Here is a 9,276-nt window from a genome sequence, read left to right on the forward strand (position 1 = left end):
CCCGGCCGTGCCCAGCCCGGCCGTGTGCGCCGCCCGGCCGTGTGCGTTGCTCGCCCCCGTGCGCTGCTCGGCGGCGTGCGCCGCTCGTCCGCGCACGCCCTGCCTCCACCCGATGGGCCTCCACGCGCGCACGCTCCGCCCCCGCGCGCCGGGCCCCCACCTCATGATCACGCTCGAACATGGATGTAGTGGCATCCCGGCGTTCGGTGGCCACTACATCCTGGATCGAGCATGACCTTGATGCCTGCGGGCACCCCCGACCCCGCTCCCGGCGATGGAGCAAGCGCCCGTCACCAAGATCCGCGCAATATCAGGGATGTTGCTGTCTCCCGCGCACCGGAGGCAGCAACATCCGGGAAGTTGCGTGGATCTTCACGTGGGGCACGAGACACGGGTCGCGCGGCGCGGCGGCACGTGGGGCGGGGCGCGGCACGTGAGGCGTGGGGGCGCGGCACGTGGGGCGTGGGGGCGCGGCGCGTGGGGCGTGGGGGCGCGGCACGTGGGGTGCGGGGGCGCGGCACGTGGGGCCGGAGGGAGAGAGACGGGTTGCGCGCGGGGCGCGGGGGTGCGGATGTGAGCGCCGGACACGGTGGAGCCCCCGGTCCCGTGCGGGACCGGGGGCTCTCCGACGGTCTCAGGTCAGCCGGCCTGCTCGGCGAGCTGGAGGAACTGCCGCTTGGCGGCGAGTGCCTGTTCGGCGTCCTTGATCCGGCGCGCGTCCCCGGCGCTCTGCGCCCGCGCCAGCCGCTCCTCGGCCTCCGCAACCTGCGCGCGCATCTGGGCGAGCAGCGGGTTGTCCTCCTTGGTGGTGCGGCGCCACGCCGAGTCCATCACGTCGCGGACCTTGTCGTCGATGACACGCAGCCGGCGCTCCAGCCCGGCGGCCGCCTCGCGGGGCACCCGGCCGGCCTCGTGCCACTGGGCCTGGATCTCCCGCAGCTTGGCCTGGGCGCCCTTCGGGTCGGCGTCGATGTCCAGGGCCTCGGCCTCGGCCAGCAGGGCCTGCTTACGCTCCAGGTTGCCGCGCTGCTCGTTGTCCCGGGCGGAGAACACCTCGCTGCGCCGGCTGAAGAAGGCGTCCTGCGCGGCCCGGAACCGCTCCCAGAGCTTCTGCTCGGCCTCCTTGGAGGCACGCGGGGCGGCCTTCCACTGCGTCATCAGCTCCTTGAGCTGGTTGGCAGTGGCCGCCCACTCGGTGGAGTCCTTGATCTTCTCGGCCTCGGCGACCAGCTCTTCCTTGACGGTCTGCGCCTGCTTGCGCGTCGCGTCCAGGGAGGCGAAGTGGGCGCCCCGACGCCGGGTGAAGCCGTCCCGTGCGGCGGCGAACCGCTTCCACAGCTCACCGTCGGCCTTCTTGTCGACCCCGCGAATGGTCTTCCACTCGTCGAGGATCTCCTTGAGCCGGTCACCTGCCGTCTTCCAGCCGGTGGACTCGGCGGCGAGCTTCTCGGCCTCCTCGACCAGCGCGGTCTTGCGGGCCAGGGCCTCGCCGCGGGCGGCGTCCCGAGCGGCGCGTGCCTCGGTGGCCTTCTCCTCGGCAAGTGTCGCCAGCTTGTCCAGCCGGGCGGCCAGGGCGTCGATGTCGCCGACCACGTGGGCCTCGGGCAGCGTGGTGCGGATCCGCCGAATTGTGCTCAACGAGTTCCCGGCGTCCGCCGCGCCCGAGTTGAGTCGTGCTTCGGTCAGGTCCACCTCGGTGACCAGGTCGGCGAAGCGGCGTGCGAAGTGCGCGAGACCCTCCTCCGGTGCTCCCGCCTGCCAGGATCCGACCACCCGCTCGCCCTCGGAGGTCTTGACGTAAACGGTGCCGTCCGCGTCCACCCGTCCGAAGGCAGTCCAGTCGCTCATGTGCCCATCCTCGTTCTCCCGGCGTCGAGGGAGCCATCCCCCGTCGCCGCCACGGCGCAGCCAAGTTACTTCCGGCATTGTCACAGGTCCGACCCGGTCCCCGTCGAGCGCCTATCGCCGACCGTGACCATACGGTGTCCTAGAGCCTGATTGACCGGATCGGCGCGGAGACGCACCGGGCGTTCCCGCTACGGTGAACGGGTGCCACTGGTCGCCGCCGCTGTCTGCCCGCATCCGCCCCTGCTCGTGCCGGAGGTTGCCGGTGCCGCCGCCAGCGAACTGGACGACCTGCGCGCGGCCTGTGACCTCGCCGTACGCCGACTGCTGGCAGCCGACCCGGACGCGGTGGTGCTGCTCGGCGTCGGCCCGTCGACAGGCCCGATCCGGCCCCCGGCCACCGGGTCCCTCCAGCCCTGGGGCGTCGACCTGGACGTGCCCCTGGTCCCCGGTCAGCCGGACCGCGGCGCGGTGCTGCCGTTGAGCCTGACGGTCGGCGCGTGGCTGCTGGCCCGGCACGCCGAACGCCCCGCCGCGCCGGTGACGGCCGCGCCGGTGACCGCCGTGCAGGTGACCGCCGACGCCGGGCCGGTGGAGGTGGCCGCGCTCGCCGAGCAGGTCGCCGCGGCCGGTGACCGGGTGGCGCTGCTGGTGCTCGGTGACGGGTCGGCCTGCCGGGGGGAGAAGGCCCCCGGGTACGACGACCAGCGCTCCCTCCCGTACGACAAGCGGGTCGCCGCGGCCCTGGCCGGGGCGGACCTGGACGTCCTGCGCGACCTGGACGCGGGTCTGTCGGCGCAGTTGAAGGTCGCCGGCCGGGCGTCGTGGCAGGTGCTCGCCGAGGCGGCCCGGTCGAGCGGCGGCGGGTGGCGCGGCGAGTTGCTGCACGACTCGGCCCCCTACGGCGTGGCCTACTTCGTGGCGTCCTGGGAGCGGGCGTGACCGGCGGTGCGGCAGTCCCGGCCGGCACGGTCGTGGCGGTGGTCGGTCCGACGGCTGCGGGCAAGTCGGCGTTGAGCATCGCGCTCGCGCACGCGCTGGACGGGGAGGTGGTCAACGCCGACTCGATGCAGCTCTACCGGGGCATGGACATCGGCACCGCCAAGCTGACCCCGGCCGAGCGGGAGGGGGTGCCGCACCACCTGCTCGACATCTGGGAGGTCACCGAGCCGGCCAGCGTCGCGGAGTACCAGCGGCTGGCCCGCGCGGCGGTGGACGACATCCTGTCCCGAGGTCGGGTGCCGCTGCTGGTGGGTGGCTCGGGGTTGTACGTGCGGGCGGTGCTGGAGCGCTTCGAGTTCCCCGGCACCGATGCGGCGCTGCGCGAGCGGCTGGAGCGGGAGTTGGCCGAGGTGGGCCCCGCGCCGCTGTACGCGCGGCTGCGCGCCGCCGACCCGGTGGCCGCCGAGGGCATCCTGCCCGGCAACGGCCGGCGGATCGTGCGGGCCCTGGAGGTGATCGAGTTGACCGGTGCGCCGTTCGCCGCGTCGCTGCCGCAGCCGACTCCGTACTACCCGTCGGTGCAGCTGGGCGTCGATCTGGACACCGGGCTGCTGGACGAGCGGATCGCGCTGCGGGTGGACCGGATGTGGGCCGACGGTCTGGTGCCCGAGACCCGCGAGCTGGTGGGTCGGGGGCTGGCCGAGGGACGGACGGCCAGCCGGGCGCTCGGCTACCAGCAGGTGCTGCGCCTGCTCGACGGTGAGCTGACCGAGGCGCAGGCGCACGACGAGACAGTCCGGGCGACGCGGCGTTTCGTGCGCCGGCAGCGGTCCTGGTTCCGGCGTGACCCGCGGATCCACTGGCTGGATTCGGCGACTCCGGACCTGATCGGGGCCGCGCTGCGTCTGGTGCCGGCCGCTGCGCGATGATGGGGGCGTGGAGTTCACCAAGGGCCACGGCACCGGCAACGACTTCGTCCTCCTGCCCGACCCGGACGGTCAGCTCGACCTGACCCCGGAGTTGGTCGCGGCGCTCTGCGACCGGCGGCGGGGCATCGGCGCGGACGGCGTGCTGCGGGTCGTCCGGGCGGCCAAGCATCCGGACGGCGCCGGGCTGGCCGGTGAGGCCGAGTGGTTCATGGACTACTGGAACGCCGACGGTTCGTTCGCCGAGATGTGCGGCAACGGCGCGCGGGTCTTCGTGCGCTACCTGCTGGACAACGAACTGGCCACGCCGGCTGGCGCGGCGCTGCCGGTGGCCACCCGGGCCGGCGTCGTGCGCGCGCTGGTCGAGGGCGACGCCGTGTCCGTCGAGATGCGCCGCCCCCAGGTGTACGACTCCTCGACCGCCACCCTGGGCGGCCTGACCCTGCCCGGCACGGTTGTGGACATCGGCAACCCGCACCTGGTCTGTGTCCTGCCCGCCGGCGTGGAGCTGTCGGCACTGGACCTGACCGTCGCGCCCGGGTTCGACCCGGAGGTCTTCCCGGCCGGCGTGAACGTGGAGTTCATCGTGGCGGGCGACCCGGTCGACGGCACCGACGGGCACTCCCTGATGCGGGTGTACGAGCGCGGCAGCGCCGAGACCCTGTCCTGCGGCACGGGCGCCTGCGCGGTGGGCGCGGTGGCCCTGCGCGACGCCGGCCGGGACACCGGCGTGGTCGCCGTGGACGTGCCCGGCGGCCGCCTGACGGTGACGGTCACCGAGAACTCGTGCTGGCTGTCCGGCCCCGCCGTCCTGGTGGCAACGGGCGAGGTCGACCTCTCCATCCTGTCCGCTGCGCCCGGGCGCTGAGGCCGGCCGCGCACCCGGCTGCGCGCCGGCGGCCGACTTCTGCTCACCGGCCGCTGCTGTCGGCCCTTTGCTCTGCTTCAACCCGCGCAACACCCGGTGTCCGATAACCGGACATCAGGTGTTGCGCGGGGTGAAGCAGAGCAAAGGAGGGAACGACCCGGTCGGGGGCCTCCCTCGCCTAGCGCCCGCAGGCGTCGAGTTGCTCAGGGGGTGGCGCTGGCGTTCGCGGCGATCTCCGGGAGGTCCGACGGGCCGGGGTCGGCTGCCGGCAGCGGGCTGGGGTTGTGCGCGGCGGCGCGGACGGCGGCGGCGACCGCCGGGGCGACCCGGGAGTCGAAGACGCTCGGCACGATCACCGTCGGGTTGATCTTCTCCTCACCGACGACGTCGGCGATGGCCTGAGCCGCCGCGATCGCCATCTCCTCGGTGAACTCCTCGGCGTGCGCGTCGAGCATGCCGCGGAACACGCCGGGGAAGGCGAGCACGTTGTTGATCTGGTTGGGCTGGTCCGAGCGGCCGGTGGCGACCACCGCGGCGTACTTGCGCGCCTCCCGGGGGTCGACCTCCGGGTCCGGGTTGGCCAGCGCGAAGACGATGGCATCCTTCGCCATGCCGGCGATGTCGTCGCCGGTGAGCAGGTTCGGCGCGCTGACCCCGATGAACACGTCGGCGCCCCGGATCGCGCCCGGCAGGTCGCCGGAGTAGTTCTCCTTGTTGGTGTTCTCCGCCAGCCACTGCCAGGCCGGGTTGAGGTCGCTCAGCCCGCGGTGCAGGGCGCCCTGGCGGTCGTACGCGATGATGTCGCCGACGCCCTGGCGCAGCAGCAGCTTCATGATCGCGGTGCCCGCCGCGCCGGCGCCGGAGACGACGACCCGGACGTCCGCGAGCTGCTTGCCCACGACGCGCAGCGCGTTGGTCAGCGCGGCCAGCACGCAGATCGCGGTGCCGTGCTGATCGTCGTGGAAGACCGGGATGTCCAGCGCCTCGCGCAGCCGGGCCTCGATCTCGAAGCAGCGCGGCGCGGCGATGTCCTCCAGGTTGATCCCGCCGTACGCGGGCGCGATCGCCTTGACGATCTGCACGATCTCGTCGGTGTCCTGCGTGTCGAGCACGACCGGCCAGGCGTCCACGCCGCCGAAGCGCTTGAACAGCGCGGCCTTGCCCTCCATCACCGGCAGCGACGCGGCCGGGCCCAGGTTGCCCAGCCCGAGCACCGCCGAGCCGTCGCTGACGACCGCCACCGTGTTGCGCTTGATCGTCAGCCGCCGGGCGTCGGCCGGGTTCTCGGCGATCGCCATGCAGACCCGAGCCACCCCCGGGGTGTACGCCCGGGACAGCTCGTCACGGTTGCGCAGCGCGACCTTGGAGGTCACCTCGATCTTGCCGCCGAGGTGCAGGAGGAACGTGCGGTCCGACACCTTGCGCACGTCCACGCCGTCGAGCGCGGTCAGCGCCTCGACCACCTGGTCGGCGTGACCGGCGTCGGCGGTGTCGCAGGTCAGGTCGACGATCACGTTCGTCGGGTCCGAGTCCACCACGTCCAGCGCCGTGACGATCGCTCCGGCCTCGCCGACGGAGGTGGTGAGCCGGCCGATCGAGGACGCGTCCGCGGTCACGGCGATCCGGATGGTGATCGAAAATCCGGCGCTCGGCAGTCGGGTGATGGCCACGGGATCCCTCCGTCACGGCTGTGCGGCCGGTCGGCCGCCGCCTGAGCATTTCTACCGGGTTGCCGTGGTCGACCGGTATTCGCCCCCACTTTTGGCGACCTCCAGCACGGGCATATAGCAGGTGCGTTCGGCGTTGTGTCATGTCAGGATTACGTTCTACTCATCATTTCGGACAGGAGAACCGCTTGCGAGACCAGGAGAGCTTCGTCCCCGTCGAGGACGAGTTCGACGACGTCACCACCGGCGAGATGGAGCTGTCGGAGCGACAGTCCCTGCGACGCGTCCCCGGCCTGTCAACCGAGCTCTCCGACGTCACCGAGGTGGAATACCGCCAGCTGCGGCTGGAGCGGGTCGTCCTGGTGGGCGTCTGGACCGAGGGCACGGTGACCGACGCCGAGAATTCCCTGACCGAGCTGGCCGCGCTCGCCGAGACCGCGGGCTCGCAGGTGCTCGAAGGGCTGATCCAGCGTCGTACCCGACCCGACCCGGCCACGTACATCGGCCGCGGCAAGGTCGACGATCTGGGCGCGGTGGTGCTCTCCACCGGCGCCGACACGGTCATCTGCGACGGTGAGCTGTCCCCGTCGCAGCTGCGCAACCTGGAGCAGCGCACCAAGGTCAAGGTCGTCGACCGTACGGCGCTGATCCTCGACATCTTCGCCCAGCACGCCAAGAGCAAGGAAGGCAAGGCGCAGGTCGAGCTGGCGCAGCTCGAATACCTGCTGCCCCGGCTGCGCGGTTGGGGTGAGACGCTCTCCCGGCAGACCGGTGGTTCCGGCCGGGGTGGCGGCGCCGGCGGCGGCGTGGGCGTGCGTGGTCCCGGTGAGACCAAGCTGGAGACCGACCGGCGGCGCATCCGCCACCGCATCTCCCGGCTGCGTCGCGAGATCAAGAGCATGCGCACGGTACGCGTCACCAAGCGCGCCCGTCGCACCCGCAACTCCGTGCCCGCCGTGGCCATCGCCGGCTACACCAACGCCGGCAAGTCCAGCCTGCTCAACCGGCTGACCGGCGCGGGCGTGCTGGTGGAGAACGCGCTCTTCGCGACGCTCGACCCGACCACCCGCAAGGCGACCACCTCGGACGGGCGGCTCTACACGCTCTCCGACACGGTCGGCTTCGTCCGGCACCTGCCGCACCAGATCGTCGAGGCGTTCCGCTCGACGCTGGAGGAGGTCGCCGAGGCGGATCTGGTGGTGCACGTCGTCGACGGCACGCACCCGGATCCGGAGGAGCAGGTCCGGGCCGTGCACGAGGTGCTCGCCGAGGTCGGCGCGGACCGGCTGCCCGAGCTGCTGGTGGTCAACAAGACCGACGCGGCCGACGAGGACGCGCTGCTGCGTCTCAAGCGACTCTGGCCGGAGGCGATCTTCGTCTCGGCGTACTCGGGTCGGGGGATCGACGCCCTGCGGGCGGCGATCGAGGAGCGGCTGCCGCAACCCGCCGTGGAGGTCCGGGCCGTCCTGCCGTACGACCGGGGTGACCTGGTGTCCCGGGTGCACCGCACCGGCGAGGTGCTCAGCACGTCGCACCTGCCGGAGGGCACTCTGCTGCACGTCCGGGTCAGTGCGGCGCTCGCCGCCGAGCTGGCGCCGTTCGACGTGCAGCGGGAGGGCCAGGCGGTCGGCAGCCGGCCCTGAGCGGCCCCGGCGTCATCCACCGGAAACGCGCGGCATGCGACACTGGCCGAATGCGCCGCGTTGTTTCCTCGGTCACGGTTGCCCTCGGCCTGCTCGGGGCAACCGTGGCGCTGGCCGGAGTCGCCGTAGCCGCTCCCGCTCCCGGATCATCCCAGCCGTCCGGCGCCATCCCCGGCAAGAAGCGCTGCTCGGTCACCGACGAGCGGCTGCGGGAGCTGTCCGGGCTGGTGGCGACCAAGACCGGCTACATCGTCATCAACGACGGCACCGATGTCGAGGCGCGCAAACGGATCTTCTTCCTCGACAGCAAGTGCAAGGTCGCCAAGGAGCCGGTCCGCTACTCGGGCCAGGGGCCGTTCGACACCGAGGACCTGGCCGTGTCGCCGAAGGGTGACATCCTGTGGATCGGTGACATCGGCGACAACACCAGCAACAAGGAGCGGCGGTCGCGGATCGCGGTCTGGACCATGCCGATCAACGGTACGAAGCAGCCCGTGCTGCACCGGCTCTCCTACCCCGAGAACAAGCCGCACGACGCCGAGGCGCTGCTGGTGGGGGCCGACGGCCTTCCGCTGATCATCACCAAGGTGTCGAGCGGCAACGCGGAGATCTTCACCCCGACGGCGAAGCTGAAGAACGGCGACACCGAGCCGGTGCCGATGAAGAAGGCCGGCGAGATCAAGCTGCCGAAGACCTCCACGGAGAACCCGCTCAGCGTCTACGGCCGGCTCGCGGTCACCGGGGCCGCCCGGTCGCCGGACGGTAGCCGCGTCGTCATCCGGACGTACGCGGACGCCTTCGAGTACGACGTGACCGGCGGCGACGTCCTCGGTGCGCTCACCACCGGCAAGCCCCGGGTGACGCCACTGGCCGACCCGTTCGGTGAGGCGATCTCCTACACGCCGGACGGGAAGACCTTCGTCACGGTCTCCGACGGCGGGCAGCTCACCGCGGACGAGCCCGTCGACATTCTGAGTTACACGCCGTCCACCAGCGTGGCGGCGCCTCTTGCCGCTCCCGGGGGTGGCAAGCCGGCGGCCGAGAAGTCCTGGATCGACGGGCTCAGTTTCGACGACATCACCTACCTCGTTGGCGCTGTCGGCGTGCTCGGTCTGCTGCTCGTCGGCGCCGGCATCTTCGGCATCCTGCGGGCCCGCCGCCGGCCACCCGCGGCCGACGATGCGGATTCGACTGACGGCCGGGACGACCGGCGCGGCGCGCTGCGGGACGAGGACGTCCCGCCCGGCGGTGGCCGTCCCGGCACCGGCGTGTACGGCGGTGCGGCGGCCGGTGGCGGCGTCTACGGCGGTGCTTCGGGCCGGGGCGGTCCCGCTCCTGCCGGCGGTGCCGTGTACGGCGGCGGCGGTGCACGCCCGGCCGGTGGC

Annotated in this window: 7 protein-coding genes; 5 read left to right on the top strand and 2 right to left on the bottom strand. The window is 72.6% G+C overall.

The features are described 5' to 3' along the window. Positions 1 to 639 precede the first annotated feature (639 nt). Positions 640 to 1,848: a DUF349 domain-containing protein gene (locus B0E54_RS31410; RefSeq protein ID WP_234591447.1), complete on the bottom strand. Its 1,209-nt coding sequence runs from the start codon at positions 1,846 to 1,848 to the stop codon at positions 640 to 642. 201 nt (positions 1,849 to 2,049) lie between these two features. Between B0E54_RS31410 and B0E54_RS31415 the strand changes: the two genes are divergently transcribed. From B0E54_RS31415 to dapF, 3 genes are read left to right on the top strand one after another with little or no spacing between them, the layout of a single operon-like run. After that, a complete protein-coding gene (locus B0E54_RS31415) occupies positions 2,050 to 2,787 on the top strand; it encodes a class III extradiol dioxygenase subunit B-like domain-containing protein (protein WP_234591451.1) in 738 nt (245 codons plus the stop codon). Beyond that, positions 2,784 to 3,716, top strand: coding sequence for a tRNA (adenosine(37)-N6)-dimethylallyltransferase MiaA (gene miaA, locus B0E54_RS31420; protein ID WP_234591453.1), 933 nt, complete (start codon positions 2,784 to 2,786; stop codon positions 3,714 to 3,716). The genes B0E54_RS31415 and miaA overlap by 4 nt, the downstream gene beginning before the upstream one ends. A gap of 7 nt (positions 3,717 to 3,723) precedes the next feature. Further along, positions 3,724 to 4,581 carry a diaminopimelate epimerase gene (gene dapF, locus B0E54_RS31425; protein WP_234591462.1) on the top strand — a complete coding sequence of 286 codons (858 nt, stop codon included), beginning with the start codon at positions 3,724 to 3,726 and terminating at the stop codon, positions 4,579 to 4,581. A 203-nt stretch (positions 4,582 to 4,784) separates the two neighbouring features. Here the strand turns inward: dapF and B0E54_RS31430 are convergent, their stop codons facing one another. Then, complete coding sequence (locus B0E54_RS31430; RefSeq protein WP_234591463.1) at positions 4,785 to 6,251, bottom strand: NAD-dependent malic enzyme; 1,467 nt, start codon at positions 6,249 to 6,251, stop codon at positions 4,785 to 4,787. Positions 6,252 to 6,436: 185 nt separating this feature from the next. Between B0E54_RS31430 and hflX the strand changes: the two genes are divergently transcribed. Continuing rightward, positions 6,437 to 7,891 carry a GTPase HflX gene (gene hflX / locus B0E54_RS31435; RefSeq protein WP_234591467.1) on the top strand — a complete coding sequence of 485 codons (1,455 nt, stop codon included), beginning with the start codon at positions 6,437 to 6,439 and terminating at the stop codon, positions 7,889 to 7,891. Between the two features lie 50 nt (positions 7,892 to 7,941). After that, positions 7,942 to 9,276 (top strand): hypothetical protein (locus tag B0E54_RS31440; RefSeq protein WP_234591468.1); only part of this gene is annotated, 1,335 nt, incomplete at its 3' end.

It is taken from the genome of Micromonospora sp. MH99, assembly GCF_021442385.1.
In the GTDB taxonomy this organism is placed as follows: Bacteria; Actinomycetota; Actinomycetes; order Mycobacteriales; family Micromonosporaceae; genus Micromonospora.

What these genes read in the sequence shown, in the direction of transcription:
- B0E54_RS31410 (WP_234591447.1), bottom strand. Translation starts at nt 1,848, where the DNA reads ATGAGCGACTGGACTGCCTTCGGACGGGTGGACGCGGACGGCACCGTT.